The 14,962-nt window shown below is 72.3% G+C and carries 15 protein-coding genes and 1 pseudogene; 7 read left to right on the top strand and 9 right to left on the bottom strand.

Translation table 11 applies throughout. The features are described 5' to 3' along the window. Positions 1 to 191 precede the first annotated feature (191 nt). Together ACFVNO_RS04095 and ACFVNO_RS04100 are read left to right on the top strand one after the other, a co-directional pair. Positions 192 to 1,136 carry an SDR family oxidoreductase gene (locus ACFVNO_RS04095; RefSeq protein WP_378889074.1) on the top strand — a complete coding sequence of 315 codons (945 nt, stop codon included), beginning with the start codon at positions 192 to 194 and terminating at the stop codon, positions 1,134 to 1,136. Positions 1,137 to 1,179: 43 nt separating this feature from the next. Further along, entirely contained in the window at positions 1,180 to 2,505 is a 1,326-nt protein-coding gene (locus ACFVNO_RS04100; RefSeq protein ID WP_378889077.1) for a hypothetical protein, read from the top strand. Here ACFVNO_RS04100 and ACFVNO_RS04105 read toward each other — a convergent pair. Continuing rightward, positions 2,415 to 3,383: an NAD(P)-dependent alcohol dehydrogenase gene (locus ACFVNO_RS04105; RefSeq protein ID WP_378889080.1), complete on the bottom strand. Its 969-nt coding sequence runs from the start codon at positions 3,381 to 3,383 to the stop codon at positions 2,415 to 2,417. The genes ACFVNO_RS04100 and ACFVNO_RS04105 overlap by 91 nt on opposite strands. Before the next feature lie 172 nt (positions 3,384 to 3,555). Next, positions 3,556 to 4,044 (bottom strand): glutathione peroxidase, encoded by a 489-nt coding sequence (locus ACFVNO_RS04110; protein WP_220565245.1) that lies wholly within the window; start codon positions 4,042 to 4,044, stop codon positions 3,556 to 3,558. A gap of 316 nt (positions 4,045 to 4,360) precedes the next feature. On the opposite strand from ACFVNO_RS04110, the gene ACFVNO_RS04115 reads away from it, so the two are divergent. Beyond that, the gene (locus tag ACFVNO_RS04115; protein WP_378889083.1) at positions 4,361 to 4,765 is read left to right on the top strand and encodes a VOC family protein; all 405 of its coding nucleotides are present in this window, start codon (positions 4,361 to 4,363) and stop codon (positions 4,763 to 4,765) included. Positions 4,766 to 4,973: 208 nt separating this feature from the next. Further along, on the top strand, positions 4,974 to 5,813 hold the full coding sequence (locus ACFVNO_RS04120; protein WP_378889086.1) for a phosphotransferase: 840 nt from the start codon (positions 4,974 to 4,976) through the stop codon (positions 5,811 to 5,813). 283 nt (positions 5,814 to 6,096) lie between these two features. Here ACFVNO_RS04120 and ACFVNO_RS04125 read toward each other — a convergent pair whose 3' ends face one another. From ACFVNO_RS04125 to ACFVNO_RS04135, 3 genes are all read right to left on the bottom strand, one after another. After that, complete coding sequence (locus ACFVNO_RS04125; protein ID WP_378889089.1) at positions 6,097 to 6,756, bottom strand: hypothetical protein; 660 nt, start codon at positions 6,754 to 6,756, stop codon at positions 6,097 to 6,099. 182 nt (positions 6,757 to 6,938) lie between these two features. Continuing rightward, entirely contained in the window at positions 6,939 to 7,283 is a 345-nt protein-coding gene (locus ACFVNO_RS04130; RefSeq protein ID WP_378889092.1) for a hypothetical protein, read from the bottom strand. A gap of 62 nt (positions 7,284 to 7,345) precedes the next feature. Further along, positions 7,346 to 7,831, bottom strand: coding sequence for a hypothetical protein (locus tag ACFVNO_RS04135; RefSeq protein ID WP_378889095.1), 486 nt, complete (start codon positions 7,829 to 7,831; stop codon positions 7,346 to 7,348). 163 nt (positions 7,832 to 7,994) lie between these two features. Between ACFVNO_RS04135 and ACFVNO_RS04140 the strand changes: the two genes are divergently transcribed. Further along, positions 7,995 to 8,828: a GNAT family N-acetyltransferase gene (locus ACFVNO_RS04140; RefSeq protein WP_378889098.1), complete on the top strand. Its 834-nt coding sequence runs from the start codon at positions 7,995 to 7,997 to the stop codon at positions 8,826 to 8,828. A 93-nt stretch (positions 8,829 to 8,921) separates the two neighbouring features. Here the strand turns inward: ACFVNO_RS04140 and ACFVNO_RS04145 are convergent. From ACFVNO_RS04145 to ACFVNO_RS04160, 4 genes and pseudogenes are all read right to left on the bottom strand, one after another. Then, positions 8,922 to 9,051, bottom strand: a pseudogene (locus tag ACFVNO_RS04145) (IS5/IS1182 family transposase); the annotation flags it as partial. Between the two features lie 202 nt (positions 9,052 to 9,253). After that, entirely contained in the window at positions 9,254 to 9,661 is a 408-nt protein-coding gene (locus ACFVNO_RS04150; RefSeq protein ID WP_378889101.1) for a hypothetical protein, read from the bottom strand. A 182-nt stretch (positions 9,662 to 9,843) separates the two neighbouring features. After that, positions 9,844 to 11,259 carry a DUF6177 family protein gene (locus tag ACFVNO_RS04155; protein ID WP_378889104.1) on the bottom strand — a complete coding sequence of 472 codons (1,416 nt, stop codon included), beginning with the start codon at positions 11,257 to 11,259 and terminating at the stop codon, positions 9,844 to 9,846. Between the two features lie 77 nt (positions 11,260 to 11,336). Continuing rightward, the gene (locus tag ACFVNO_RS04160) at positions 11,337 to 12,242 is read right to left on the bottom strand and encodes an aminoglycoside phosphotransferase family protein (protein WP_378889107.1); all 906 of its coding nucleotides are present in this window, start codon (positions 12,240 to 12,242) and stop codon (positions 11,337 to 11,339) included. 336 nt (positions 12,243 to 12,578) lie between these two features. Between ACFVNO_RS04160 and ACFVNO_RS04165 the strand changes: the two genes are divergently transcribed. Next, positions 12,579 to 13,181, top strand: a complete 603-nt coding sequence (locus ACFVNO_RS04165) for a TetR/AcrR family transcriptional regulator (protein ID WP_355262342.1) — start codon at positions 12,579 to 12,581, stop codon at positions 13,179 to 13,181. A 38-nt stretch (positions 13,182 to 13,219) separates the two neighbouring features. Then, positions 13,220 to 14,854 carry an amidohydrolase gene (locus tag ACFVNO_RS04170; RefSeq protein ID WP_378889110.1) on the top strand — a complete coding sequence of 545 codons (1,635 nt, stop codon included), beginning with the start codon at positions 13,220 to 13,222 and terminating at the stop codon, positions 14,852 to 14,854. Positions 14,855 to 14,962: the final 108 nt, after the last annotated feature.

Consider the following 14,962-nt stretch of genomic DNA (forward strand, 5'->3'; position numbering starts at 1 on the left):
CCCGCCGTGGCCTCACCACGGCCTCACCGGGGTCTTCTCCCGTGTCTACCGTTCTCGCGCGCCTCCGACAACGGATCGCCGATCCCCCCTTACGTTCGGGGTGCGACCGCGTGAGCCCCGGATCGGGAGTCCCTGGATGAGGCCTCCGCCTTCGCCGATCGTGGAACCATCACGACCCGAGGAGCCGAACCATGCCCCGCCGAACCATCGACATCACCGTGCCCGACCTGACCGGGAAACTCGCCCTCGTCACCGGGGCGAGCGACGGCATGGGACTGGGAATGGCCGAACGCCTGGCCGCGGCCGGCGCGGAGGTCCTCCTGCCCGTCCGCAACACCCGCAAGGGCGAGGACGCCGTCGCCGGGATCCGCCGCGGCAACCCGGACGCCCGGGTCTCCCTGCGCTCCCTCGACCTGTCCTCGCTCGACTCGGTCGCCGCCCTCGGGGAGACGCTCCGCGGCGAGGGCCGGCCGATCCACATCCTCATCAACAACGCGGGCGTGATGACCCCGCCCGACCGGCAGACCACGGCGGACGGGTTCGAGCTCCAGTTCGGCACCAACCACCTCGGCCACTTCGCGCTCGTCGGCCACCTCCTCCCCCTGCTGCGCGCCGGCCGCGCCCGCGTCACCTCGCAGATCAGCGTGGCCGCACGGCGGGGCGCCATCAACTGGGACGATCTGAACTGGGAGCGCTCGTACGACGGCATGCGCGCCTACGCCCAGTCGAAGATCGCGTTCGGGCTCTTCGGCCTGGAACTGGAGCGGCGCAGCCGGATCCACGGGTGGGGCATCACCAGCAACCTGTCCCACCCCGGCGTCGCCCCGACCAGCCTGCTCGCCGCGCGCCCCGAGGTCGGCCGCGACCGGGACACCCTGGGTGTGCACCTGATCCGGTTCCTGTCCGCCCGCGGCATCCTCCTCGGCACCGTCGAGACCGCGAAGCTCCCCGCACTCATGGCCGCGACCGACCCCGCGGCCGAGCCCGCCGTGCTCTACGGCCCCAGCGGTCCCGGGAACCTCGGCGGACGGCCCGCCGCGCAGAGGCTCTACCCGCCCCTGCGCAGCCCGCAGGAGGCCGAGCGGGTCTGGAAGGTCTCCGAGCAGCTCACCCGGACCGGGATCCCGGCGGTCTGACCGCCGGCGGGAGGGGCGAGGGGCGCCCGGGGACAATGGGGGCATGGCCCCCTACCCGAACCCCCGCCGCAGCGGAGGTCACCGGTCCTCCCCCCTGGGAGAGGACGACCGGGACCCGGCGGCGAGGACACGCGCCGCCACCGCCCGCCTCATCGCCCTGGACACCCGCACCGGCGCCCGGCACCTGGTCCCGGCCGCAGTCTCGGCGGCCGCGGCCGCGCGCCGTGCGGTGCGCCTCGGGTCCGAGGCCCGGTCGGGGATCGGATCCAGGTCCGGAACCGAGCCCCGTCCCGGGTCCGACTCCGGCCCCGACCGCGGTCCCGAACCCGGCCCGAGGGCCGGATCCGGAGCCGACCGGGACCTGCTCGCCGCCGCGGCCGAGGCCCATCAGGTCGCCGGCTGGATCGCCTACGACGCCGAGCACCAGCGCTTCTCCCGGCGGATGAGCCTGGAGGCGCTGCGGCTGGCGCGCGCCGCCGGCGACCGTTCGATGGAGCACTTCGCGCTCGCCCAGCTCGCCATGCAGGACGTGCACGTCCACCGGCCGGCCGAGGCCGCGGACATCTGTGACGCGGTGACGCCGCAGACCCGGGGCAGTGTGCGCACCCTGTTCACACTGCGGGCGGCGCGGGCCGCGGGGCAGCTGGGCGAACGGATGCGCGCCCTGGACCTGATCCGCCTGACGCACAGCCGCCACCTGGACGGGCCGCGGGATGGGGACCCGGCCTGGTCCTGGTGGGTGAACGAGGCGGAGATCGCCTGGCACCACGCCATGATCCACGCGGACACCGGGGACCGGGCCGGGGCCGTCGAGCGGTTCGCCGCCGCCACCGACCGCCCGGGGTACGCGCGCGCCGTGTTCGTCGCCCACGCGAGCCTGCTGTGGGCGCTGGCCCGCGCGCGGGCCTGGAGCGAGGCTGAGGAGGTGCTGGTCCACGAGGTGCTGCCGCGCCTCGGGAACGTGGCCTCGACGCGCGTCGAACGGATGCTCGCCGAGGCGGCCCGTCGGCTGGACGGCGCCACCCGGCGGCCGAGCCTGCGCGACACCGCCCACGGCCTCGCCGCCTCCCTGCGCGAGGTCGCCCTGCGTGAGAACCCCTTGCACGAGGACCCCCTAGGCGGGGACTCCCGGCGCGAGGACTCTCCGTGCGCCCCGGAAGGGGAGGACCCGAACACCCCGGGCCCCTGGGCGTCGCCCCCGCCACCGGGGGCCGCCGGGACCCGGCTTTCCGCAACGGGCCTTTCCGCGACGGTCCCTCCCGCTACACCACGCCCCGTTCACGGCTCCACGACGTCGATCACGACGTTCCCGAGCTTGCGCCCCGTCTCCACGAACCGGTACGCCTCCACGATCCGCTCCAGCGGGTAGTGCCGGTCGATCAGCGGCCGGAACTGCCCGGTCGCCAACAGGTCCGCGAACCACCGGGCCATCTCCTGGTCCTCCGAGGGGACCGGGAACCGCACCGTCCGCCCTGGCAGCCAGGGGGTCGTCAGCGCCAGCACCGCGTTCTGCCAGTACGGGCCCACGTCGCACGAAGCAAACCGGCCCCGGGGCGTGAGCAGCCGCCGGCACCGCCCGTACGTGCTCTTGCCGACCGCGTCGAGGACGACGTCGTAGGTCCGACCGCCCGCGGTGAAGTCCTCGGTCTCGAAGTCGACGACCCGGTCCGCGCCCAGGTTCCGGACCGTGTCCACGTGCGCGGTCGGAGCCGTCGCGGTCACCTCGGCACCCAGGGCCTTCAGCAGCTGCACCGCGGCCGACCCGATCGCCCCCGTCGCCCCGTGGACGAGCACCCGCTCGCCCTCCACGACGCGGAGCCAGCGGGCCGCCGCCAGCGCGTAGTGCGCGCCCTCGGTCGCGCAGGCCGCCGTGGCGAAGGGCACCCCGTCCGGGATCTCCGCGACCATCCCCGAGGCAGGGACCGCCAGGTACTCCGCGTGAGCGCCGAAGGGCCCCTCGTTGTATCCGAAGACGCGGTTGCCGGGGGAGAAGCCGGTGACCGACGCCCCGACCTCCTCGACCACCCCCGCGTACTCCGTCCCCAGCACGCGCCGGCGCGGACGCGTCAGGCCGGTGAAGCCGCGAACGAAGAAGGGGCGGGCGGCCCGGTAGGCGCAGTCCGTCCGGTTCACCGTGGTCGCGTGCACGCGGACCAGCAGGTCGCCGTCACCGGGCTCCGGGGCGGGGACCTCCCCGAGCCGCACCACGTCGGGGGGACCGTACCGATCGTGCACCGCGGCTCTCATGGCACGACGCTACCGGGGCGTCCCCGGCGGTTCCAGGGGGCCGGGGCCGGATGCCGGAAGTGGCCACGGCTCCGGCCACGGGGCACGCCCCGGGCGGCGGTTCCGCCGTCCCGCCCGCCTCGGTTCCGGCGCCGAGACGGCGGCGGAACCGAGGCGGAGCGGGGTGCGGTGCTCAGGCGGGCAGCACGGCCTCGACGGCCTTGACGACGTCCTCGGACTCCGGCTCCGTCTGCGGAGCGAAGCGCGCGGCGACGGTGCCGTCCGGCGCGATGAGGAACTTCTCGAAGTTCCACCGGATGTCGCCGGTGTGGCCCTCGGCGTCGGCCGCGGAGACCAGCTCCCCGTACAGGGGGTGCCGCCCGTCGCCGTTCACGTCGACCTTCTCCGTCATCGGGAAGGTGACGCCGTAGGTGGTCGAACAGAACTGCGCGATCTCCTCGGAGGTGCCCGGCTCCTGGCCCATGAACTGGTTGCAGGGGACCCCGAGCACGGTGAACCCGCGCTCCCCGTACTGCTTCTGCAGGTTCTCCAGGGCCGCGTACTGCGGCGTCAGCCCGCACCGGGACGCGACGTTGACGACCAGCACGGCCCGGCCCCGGTACTGGGACAGGTCGGCGGAACCGCCGTCGAGGGCGCCGATCTCGACATCGAAAACGGACATGTCACTCCTTGCTCCGCGGGTTTCTCCGTTGTCGGACACCTTCTCACCCCGGCCCCGGCGCCTCGCCGGGGGCACGCGCCGAAGTCGGCGGGCCGCCGCTCGGATTCCCGCGTGATCTAGGACAGGAGTCGGCCTGGACGCCTCCTGGCATCGCCACCGTGAACCACGCAGACCGAAGTGAGAGGGACGCGATGCCCGAGCAGACCGGCGCCACCCCCGAGGGCTACACGACCGTTGCCCCCTGGATCGTCACCGAGGACACGGCGGCCCTCCGCGGTTCGTCACCGGGGCGTTCGGCGGCGAGGAGATCGGACGGGTGCTCACCGAGGACGGCCTGGTGGGCCACGCGGAGATCCGCGTCGGAGACACGGTCGTGCCGGCCTTCGACCGGCGCGAGGACCGGCCCGCCATGCCCGGTCTTCTGCGCGTGTTCGTGCCCGACGCGGACGAGGCCTGCGCGCGGGCCGTGGCGCTCGGCGGCCGGGTGGTCACCCCTGTGATGGACAACCCCTTCGGCCGGCGCGGATGCCGGGTCAGGGACCCCTTCGGCGATATCTGGTGGGTGACCGCCCACGTCGAGGACGTCACCGAGGAGCAGGTGTGGGAGCGCCTGGAGGACCCCGTCCACGTCGCGGGCATGCGCGAGGCACAGAAGACGCTCGACGCCGAACTCAGCGGCCGGAGCCGCGGTCGCAGCAGTGCACCGGTGAAGACCGCCTGACCGGCCGGGAGGGCCGTTGCTCCCCGGGGCCCCGCCGCGGGGGCTCCGGGGCTCGGGCCTCTGGTGCGGGTCGCACATCCGGTGGGGAAGCCGGATCGTTCGGACGTGTTCGGGGGAACCGGCCCCGGGGCGGGGCCCGAGAGGGCAGGATGGCGCGGCGGGGGAGTCAACGCCCCGTGCCACCGCCGTCCACCCGCGAAGGAGAACCGTGTCCCTGCTGATCCCGTCGCTTCCCGACCTGGACTCCCACTGGTCGCGCGTCGCCCACCACCTGGGCGCCCGCCCGGACACCGCGACCCCGTACCCGGGGTCCGGCGGGCACACCCGCAGCGGGCCGGTCACCACGGCCGACGGGGAACCCGGCTGGCTGCGGATCTGGTGCGCGCCCCGGTCGGAGGGGGCGGTGTGGGAGGGGCCGGCGCTGGCGGCGTACCTCTTCGACGAACGCGTCCCGCGCCCGGCGCTGCTGGCCGAGGCCGCCTGGGACGGGGAGGACGACGACCGGTGGGCGGTGCAGGCCCACCTGTACGAGCGGCTGCCCTCGCCGCCGCTGTCACCGGAGCCGGTGCTGCTCCAGGCCCCGGACCTGTCCGAACAGTGGTGGGCGGACCTGGCCGAGGCGGTGGCCTCGATCCGCGGGGTCCCCGCACACCCCGAGCGCACGGTCATCGACCAGGGATACGTCCACCGCGTTCCGGACATCCTGCCCGAGTTCGCGGCGGAGGACCTGACCGTCCGGCACTGGGAGACCGCCCACGGAGACCTGCACTGGGCCAACCTCACGGCCGCACCGCTGCGCATCATCGACTGGGAGGGCTGGGGCGCCGCCCCGGCAGGGTTCGACGCCGCCCTCCTGCACGCCTACGCCCTGCCGGTACCGGACCTCGCCCGCCGCGTGCGCGCGGAGTTCGCGGGGCTGCTGGACACCCCGTCCGGCCGCCTGGCGCAGCTGGCCGTCGCCGCCGAGATCGTCCAGGCCGCCGAGCACGACGACACCCACGCCCGCTTGGAGCCGTTCGTCCGCCGCCACCTCGGAACCCTCCTCTGAGCGCCGCCCGGCTCACCCCGCGACCGCGACCCGCCACCACCAATGCCCGTCGGGGGCTCCCGTGGTCCTTCGGGCCCCTTACCGGAACGCTCACAGCAAGCCCCACCCTCGGAAAACACGCGCCGGGGCTTCTCCGAGCCACCGCGTCCACGCGGAGTACGCGGGGCCGGAGAGCGGTCGGTGTTTCCGCCGCCCGCGGCCGCCCGCCTCCGCTGTGCGGAAGCGGCATCGCTCCGAGATGAACGGCTCAGGGACGAGTTCGCGGCGCAGCTCCAAAGGAGTCTTATTTCAGTCCGGCCGCGTTGAATCCTTTGCCCTCCTCGTTCGGAGGGTAGTACTTGATCCCGTACCGTTCGGGCTCTGCGTAGAACGTCGGCTCGCCCGGCTCCACCTCGACTCCGATCGAATCTTCGATCTCTTTTATGGCGGCGGCCAGTCGCGGCGCATTATTCTGATGGATCAGCGGATGGGGATCGCCCGAAAAATCATACCAGGACCAGATGTCATGAATGACGCCGAGGACTCCGGTGACACCGAATATCTGGACGTCGACCGCGAAGTCGACAAGCCTGGGCTCCCACTTCTCGCTCCCTTGCTCATCGATCCAGGCTCCCGGGCCCGTCATGTATATCCGATACGCCCTTGATTCCGGGTGGGCTCTCGGCTGGCTGTCGGCTATGCGGGCGGCCAGTTCATCCGCTTCGAGCTGCCCGCCCGGCGGAATGGATATCGTGGAGCCGAGGCCGATCGGGCCCTTGCCTTTTCGGTCCCAGGATATCTCTATGCGCCTGACCTCCATCAATTTTTTCGCGCCGAGAACCCGGGCGGCCTTCACCGCCGTGGAGACGCCGAGGGCCAGGTCCCGGCCACCCGGGGTCTCCTGAAGCCACTCCCACGAAGCGACTACTCCGCGTGCGGGTCGAAGAAGTGCCATGATGATCACTCCGGATGGATGTCGCCCTACGTTTTTTCTGGGAAGTGAGAAGTCCCTGCATGCGGTAGGTCGTGTTCCGGGGATTCGAGCCCTTGATTTGTTCGGCCACCCATTGTCCACGCGGCGGTGGCCTCCGGTGCCATCACCAGCAAGAACATGGTCCTTTCGGAATCCGGCGATCTTCGAAAAAATCATCGGGAAAGAGGTCTGTGTACTTGCGGACGGTCATCGTCATCGAACCGCGAGGCGATCTCCCAGGTCGTTCTTTCCGCCAGGAGATCGAAAAAGAACTGGACTTTCTCTGGTGCGTCGCTCCACCTGGCCTGTTCGACATCTATCACGGTGGAATAATCTTCGCTCGGATCTGCTTCGACTCCGACCGTGAGGTTTCCGACTTGTTCGTCCATCCTTTCAAAGGAGAACCGGAACTCTCCTTCGGTCACTTCTTGTTCCGAGCTCGATTCGGGGAAGTTTCGGATCGTATCCACAACTTCCTCGAGGTCGGCTGAAACCCAGATGAACTCTGTTCTTGACAATGAACCCTCTCTGGGATGGGCATCTCCAAAATGTCATGCGGGATTCCTGGGAGCCCAGGGCATCAGTCCAGTCGAGGTCTGTGGACAAGTGGGCGGTCGTTCTCGTCAAAACGGGAGGCGATCTCCCATCTTGTCCTCTTGGCAACCAGGTCGAAGATGAACTGGATTTTTTCAGGGTTGTCCGACCAGGTTGCCGAGAACACATCTATGGCCGTGCTGTACGGACCGGATGAAACCTCTTCGACGTGAACATCGACGTCTCCGACGTGTTCGTCTCCGGATGCAACGCGAAATTCAAACGTTTCAGGGGCATTGCTCCATTCTCGTACCGTTTCCGGAAACCCGCGCAACGTAGAGGCGACTTCGTTGGGGGTGGCTGAAACCTCGATGAACTCGGCTCTCGACAATATCCCTCCTAAGGGTTGTCCCGTAATCGTGTCCGACCTGTCAGAGCCGATCCGACGGGCAGCGGGGGCCGGCCGGGTGGCCGGAAGGAACGAGACGACGCTGTTCGCCGTACCTGTGTCCGGAACGGGTTGTGCGGTCACGGTGGCGTCCTGGGTGCGAGGCGCGAGGCACGGGGCTCACCCACTGGCCGCCCGACCCGGGACACCGTGTCGTCGCTGCCGACATGTCCCGTGATCCAGCGGACAGCCCGTGGGCGGCCCGTTCCCAGGTACGGAAAAAGGACCTGCGAGCACCCCGGACGCCATGCTGGGATGGATCATCATGAACCCCGTGCGCATCCCGTCCGTCAATGCCTCCGACCTTCCGCTCGCGATGGAGCTGAATCTCGCCGAGCACGCCTGCCACCTGCACCGAACCCTCAAGGGCGCGTCCGTGACCGAGACCGACGACCTGCTGATCGCCGACAGCGGTCTCGACGACGACACCTTCAACATCGTCGCGAGGGCCCGCTTCACCCCGGGCGCCGCCCCGGCCCGCGTCGCGGAGACGGCCCGGACACTGGCCGCCGCCGGTCGCCCGTTCTCCTGGTGGGTGGGCCCCGCCTCCACGCCGGGCGATCTCGCCGGGCATCTTCGGTCCGCCGGCCTGGAGGCGTCGGAAACGGAGGCGGGTATGTGGAAGGACCTGCGCGGCCCGCTCCCCGACGCGCACGCCGACGGCCTGGCGATCCGCCCGGCCACCACCCCGGAACAGTTCGCCGACTACGCCACGGTCCTCGCCGCGAACTGGGACCCGCCCGCCGCCACGGTGCGCCGGTTCTTCGCCGACACCGCCGACCGGGCGCTTGCCGACGACTGCCCCGCCCGCTACCTGGTCGGCTACGTCGACGGCAGGCCCGTCTGCTCGGCCGAGGTCTTCCTGCACGCGGGCGTCGCCGGGATCTACAACATCGCCACCCTCGCCGCCGACCGCCGCCGCGGCTATGGCGGCGCCATCACCGCGGCCGCCCTGCGCACCGCCCGCGACGCGGGCTACGGGACCGCGGTGCTGCAGGCATCCGCCGACGGGGAACCCGTCTACCACCGCCTCGGGTTCACCGTCAGCGGCCACTTCACCGAGTACGCCCTCACCCCCTGACCCGTCACGGCACCTGCTCCGCTGCCCACCAGCACCTGGTCGTCCATCGGCAACGCTTCACACCCGGGGCATCGGCCTGAAGGGCCTCCGGCCTCGACCTCGCTGCGATTCGTCCGCGGTCCCGTGGTGCACGTGGGGTACCAACTTGCCGAAGCAGTGTGGGCTCAGCCCAGTGAACGGGGGCTGTCCAGGACCGCTCCGATGCCGTGATCACACTAGCCACATCAAGAGCATCCCACTGTGATCAGCAGCAACGGGACAGTCCTTAGGTTCGAATGAAAGATAGTACGGCCGGCGCCGATGTCGGGGACCTTGATGGGGCAGGACTCGGGGAGAACACTTCTGTTGTGTTCAGGCTCCATTGCGAGTGGCATCCTGAACCTCGAAGACCAGTGGGGGTATCCTCGCGCAGGGCTCATTACGAGTTATTTGTCAAGCTCATCAAGGAGGGATTTTTCCATGGAGATCCTCGCTTTGCTCTTGGCGTATAGAAGGATGTTCCCGAGAGGAACGCCGACGAGATCCACATCGATGGTTTTCGTGGTAGACAGGGAAAATTCGCCGCCGCGTTCATACATGATAATCAGTGGTTCGAACATGTTCGGCAAATCGGGAAGAGGTGTTCCCGACTCTTCGACGGCTGCCATGTGCAGAGCCCAGGCGCACGTCTCTTTCGTGAGTCGGTCATTGTCAGGATCCCTTGTGATGGAACTGATCGCTGATAGGTCCACCTTCACGTCTGGTGCAACATAAGATGCGGCATCAAAGAAAGGCCACTTTCCTGTATTGAGCTCCAGGGACCACAGGGCGGATCTGCGCAGGTACTCGCGCATCAAGGCGACCCTGGACCGGGTGCGGTCCGGTCGATGTCCCCATTCGATTTCATTGATCCTCTTCGCCAGACGCTCAACTTTACCGATCGCTTCGCCCCTCTTGACCCAAGAACTATTTCAACAATGCCATCGAGATCGGGCAGGTTGTCGGACGACCCCCGGGACGGTCACTCGTGTTCGCTTCAGCGGGTGGCGGACTCCAGGTAGGCCAGCTGCTTCTCCGCGAGGGCCAGGGTGTCCTGGGGTGAGTCCACGTCCCCCAGCACCGGGTACCAGGCCGCCGCCCGACCGCCGGAGCCGAGGAGGGTCCCCTTGATCGGGCCCGCCTGGGCTCGGCGCCGCCCGATGCGCTCCAGCCGCTCCGCTCCGACGGCCACGCCGACCGGCAGCGCGGGCCCCGACCACACCGGCGCGTACAGCCCGTCGCCGGATCCCGGGGTGCGGCGGACGCGCAGGCCTTCCAGGGCCCCTTCCTCCGCCAGGGCCGCCACCAGGGACGGAAGCGCGTCGAACGGAACGGCCTCCTCGTCCGCGAAATCGATCATGAGGGAGATCCGCTCCATGACCTCCCTGCCCCGCCAGGAGACGCGGAGCTGCCCCGAGAACGGGTGGCCGCTCCCGTGCGGCCCCGCGAAATGGAGGATGGCCGAACGCGGGCCGCGCCGCCGCGCGAAGGCGGTCAGCCGCTCCCGGTCCCAGCGGCGGAGCGCGGGTTCGTGGGGTCCCCACCCGGCGGGGGCGGTGCGGGCCAGGTGCTCGGTCGCGATCTCGACCGCACGGCCCAGGGCCGGGGTGAACGGATCGCTGTGCACGACGGAGGCGTCCAGCACGAGTCGGGTCCCGGTGAGGGAGGACGCCCGCTCCACGAACCCCGGAACCGGGCGGACGTCCGGTTCCCCGGCGGCCCACCCCAGGCCGACCGGTTCCTTCTCGGACAGGAAACCGTGGGTGTCGTCCCAGTGCACCGGCAGGCCGGTGAGGCCGTCGTGGCAGGCGCCGGAGTCGTCGCGCACCACCCAGCGCCCCAGCGCCGAGGCCAGGAGGGTCCGTGTTGCGTAGGTCAGCCGTGAGGCGGACGGGGTGAGCACGTGGAGCGTCCGCTGCCGGGCCCAGGTGGCGACGGCGTCGGCGAGCCAGGAGGAGAACGGCACCACCGGCCGGTCCTGGACGACCAGGAGGGCGCGGTCCGCGGAGCGTTCCGCCGCCGGGTGCTCCGTCTCCTCCCACAGGCCGGCGTCGGCCCTCCCCGAGGTCCACACCGCGCCGCCGAGCCGCAGCACCAGGCCGTCGGCGAGGTCGTGCGCCGCCTTCCGTCCCGCCTCGTCGGGGCGGGAGCGGATCTCGACCCACCAGCAGGGGGCGGGCAGGTTCGCGGCGAGGTCGGAGCCGAGGAGGCGGTCGACCTCGTCCCGGTTCTCCACACGGAGCCCGGGTTCGAAGGTGGCCAGGAGGCGGCCGTCGGCGTCCTTGATCTGGAGGAGGTCGGTGTCGTCCCGGTACCGGTGCAGGAACAGCTCGGGGTCGACGCGCCGGAGGGCCCGGGCGACCGCCTGCTCGTCGGGTTCGGCGGCCACCAGGGCGACGACGTCGTAGCTCAACGGCACTCCTCGGGGCTGGGGACGGACCGGCCGTGAGGCGGGCGGGTCACCGTGCGCCGACGAGCATACTCATAACGTTACGAACCGCCCGTTCCGGGTCCGGCGGGCAGGCGGGAGAGGGCGGCTTCTCCGGCGGGACGCCAGGTGGGCTTGCCTCCGGGGAGGCCCCGGTCGCCGGCGCGGCCGATGGCGATGAGGTCGAGGGCGCGCAGCAGCGCCCACCCCCGGGCGCGGCGGACGGTGGCCGGGTCGGCGCGGGCGTACGCGGAGAAGAACGCCGCGTCCGCGCCCGCGGGCAGCAGGAGCCAGGCCGCCGAGAGGTCGGTCGCCGGGTCTCCAGCGCACATGTCGCCGAAGTCGATCACCCCCGCCAGGGTGCCGTCCGCTATGACGGTGTTGGCCGGGTGCAGGTCGCCGTGGATCCACACCGGCGGCCGGTCCCAGGCGGGGGCCGCCAGCGCGTCGTCCCACACCCGGCGGAGCCGGTCGGTGCCGCCGCCGGGGTCCATGGCGTCCAGGCCCCGCTCGGCCGCCTCGGCGAGGCACTCCAGGGGGACGCCGCGGTCGGCACCGAGCGGCGCGTCGTCGGGGGCCCGGCGGTGGAGGGCGGACAGGAAGCCGGCCAGGGCCCCGGCGGCGTGCGGGCCGCGGGTGATCGGCGACCGGTCGCCCGGGCCGCCCGGGACCCAGGCGGCGACGGACCACGTGTCGGGGAAGCGCACGGTGGGCTCGCCGACCCGGACCGGCACCGGCACCGGCAGGGGCAGGCGGGGCGCCAGCAGCGGCAGCCAGCGGTGCTCCTTCCGGAGCAGGGAGGACGCACGCGGCGTGCGCGGCAGGCGCACCGCCAGGTCCTCGCCGAGCCGCCACATCCGGTTGTCCCAGCCGCCGTCGACCAGCTCCAGCTCCAGCCCCGCCAGGTCCGGGTGCTGCTCCTTCAGCAGCCCGCGCACCAGCTCGCCGTCGAGCGTGACGTCCTCCATCGGCCTCCCCTTCGTCGTCGTTCCGCCTGCTCCGTGCGGTGGGCCGGTCGAAGGCCGCGCCCGGAGGGGGCTCTCGAGGATCCGCGTGCGGGCGGGGGCCTCCCGCCCGCCGGGTCCGGGTTCGCGGCGCCGCTCGACGAGTGCCTCGACGGCGGGGCCGCGGGGCCTCCGGGGCCGCTCATGGCGGGCCTGCGACCGGACGGGCACCGGAGCGCGGGTATCCGCATACTCCCGGTCGGCGCCCCGCGCGGCAACCCCCGGCCCGGGCGGTTCCGGGCCTTGTGAAAACGAACAGCGCTCGTTTAATGTGGCCCGACCACCCCCGAGGAGGCCGCCGTGGGACGACCGCGCACCCCCCTCCTGAGCCCCGAGCGCATCACGCACGCGGCCCTGGAGATCGTCCGCGAGCAGGGCGACTTCACCGTCGCCGGGCTCGCCGCGCACCTGGGCGTGCGGGTCTCCTCGCTCTACAACCACGTCCGCTCCAAGTCCGAGATCATCCAGGCCATCCGCCGCGACCGCCTCCTGCCCGCGCTGGAGCGGCTCCGGGACGAACCCGATCCCCGGCGCCTGCTCGAACTGCTCGTCCTCGACTACTACGACTTCCTCAGCCGGGTCCCGCAGCTCGTCCCGCTGCTCGTCTCCGAGCCGATCCGGCAGCCGGAGATGCTCGCCTACTACGACCTGATCGCCCGCTCGATCGCCCGCATGGGCGTGCCCGAGGACGAGGTCATGCCCGCCCTCGGCCTCCTGGAGGGCTACGTGCTCGGCGCCGCCGTGGACCTGGGCTCGGAGCCCTTCGACCCGCGGGACACGGACGGGGCGCCGCACCTGGGCGCGGCCCTGTCCCACCGGGACGCCGACGACCCGCGCAGGCTCCGCTCCTTCGAGGCCGGCCTCGCGATCGCGCTGCGCGGCCTGGCCGCCGGCGCCCCCTGAGCGGACCCGTCCGCCCCCACCCCCCGAGGAGACCGCACTTGACGAACATCCTGATCCGCGACGGTGTCCTGTTCTCCGGCGGACGCCTCCTGGAGGCCACCGCCCTGGCCGTCCGGGACGGCCGGATCGCCGCCGTCGGCACCGAGGAGGAGGCCCGCGCCGCGGCCGGTCCCGGCGCCGCGGTGGTCGACGCCGCCGGCGGCCTGGTGACGCCGGGCTTCGCCGACGCCCACGTCCACGCCTGCTTCGGCGGGGTGGAGGCCGCCCGCTGCGACCTCACCGGGGCCGCCACCGCCCGGGACTGCCTGGACGCGATCCGCGCCTACGCCGACGCCCACCCCGACACCCCCGGCGGCTGGGTGCTGGGCGGCGGCTGGGGCATGGCGCTGTTCAGCGGCGGCACCCCCACGCGGGACCTGCTGGACGCGGTGGTCCCCGACCGGCCCGTGTTCGTCATCAACGCCGACCACCACGGCGCCTGGGCCAACAGCCGCGCCCTCGCCCTGGCCGGGGTCGGCGCCGACACCCCCGACCCCGCCGACGGCCGCATCGAGCGGGACGCCGACGGCACCCCGTCGGGCACCCTGCACGAGGGGGCGATGGACCTGGTCGGACGGGTGGTCCCGCCCACGACGGCGGCGGAGTGCGAGGCCGGTGTGCTGGCCGCCCAGGAGTACCTGCTCTCGCTCGGGGTGACCGCCTGGCACGAGGCGATCGTCGGCGAGTACGCCGGGTACCCCGACATCGCGCCCGCCTACGCCGCCCTGGCCTCCGCAGGAAGCCTGCACGCCCGGGTGACCGGCGCGGTGTGGGTGCCGCGGGGGCTCGCCCCCGACGGCGTGGACGACTTCGTGGCCGGCCTGCGCGCCCGCCGGGACGGGCCGGGTCTGCGCCTGGACACCGCCAAGATCATGGTGGACGGGGTCGCCGAGAACCGCACCGCCGCCCTGCACGACCCCTACCTGTCGCCCTGCGCCTGCGGCGGCCCCGAACGCGGCCTCGCCTACTTCGGCCAGGACCTGCTCGACGCGCTCGTGCCCGCGCTCAACGCCGCCGGGATCGCCGCCCACTTCCACGCGATCGGCGACCGCGCCGTCACCATGGCGCTCGACGCGGTCCGGCGCGTGGCGCCCGGGCACCGCGCCCGGGTGCGCAACCACCTCGCCCACCTCCAGGTCGTCGACCCCCGCGACGTCCCCCGGTTCCGGGAGCTGGGGGTCACGGTCAACATGCAGGCCCTGTGGGCGTGCGTCGAGGAGCAGATGACCGAGCTGACGCTGCCGCTCCTGGGACCCGAACGCGCCCGCTGGCAGTACCCCTTCGGCTCGCTCGCCGCCGACGGGGCGGACCTGGCCATGGGCTCGGACTGGCCGGTGTCCACCCCCGACCCCTGGCAGGCGGTCCACGTCGCCGTGAACCGCCGTTCGCCCGGCGACACGGCGTCCCCGCCGCTGGAGGCGGGGGAGGCGCTGACCCTGGCCCTGGCGCTGGAGGCGTACACGGCCGGATCGCACCGGCTGCTCGGGTTCGCCGACTCCGGCCTCCTGGAGGCGGGAAGGGCCGCCGACCTGTGCGTCGCCGACCGGAACCCCTTCGCGGGCCCGCCGGAGGACGTCCACCTCACCCGCAACCGGCTGACCGTCCTGGACGGGCGGATCGTCCACGGCGGCTGAGCGGAGCCCCGGCCCCCGCCCCGGCCCGCCCGTACCCCGCGCCCGGCGCGGCCGGGCGCTGGCCGGGGCGCCGCGGTCGTACAGGACCCGCCGGGTACCGTCCGGGTC

The sequence above is a fragment of the Nocardiopsis sp. NPDC057823 genome (genome assembly GCF_042797335.1).
GTDB classification, from domain to species: Bacteria; Actinomycetota; Actinomycetes; order Streptosporangiales; family Streptosporangiaceae; genus Nocardiopsis; species Nocardiopsis changdeensis.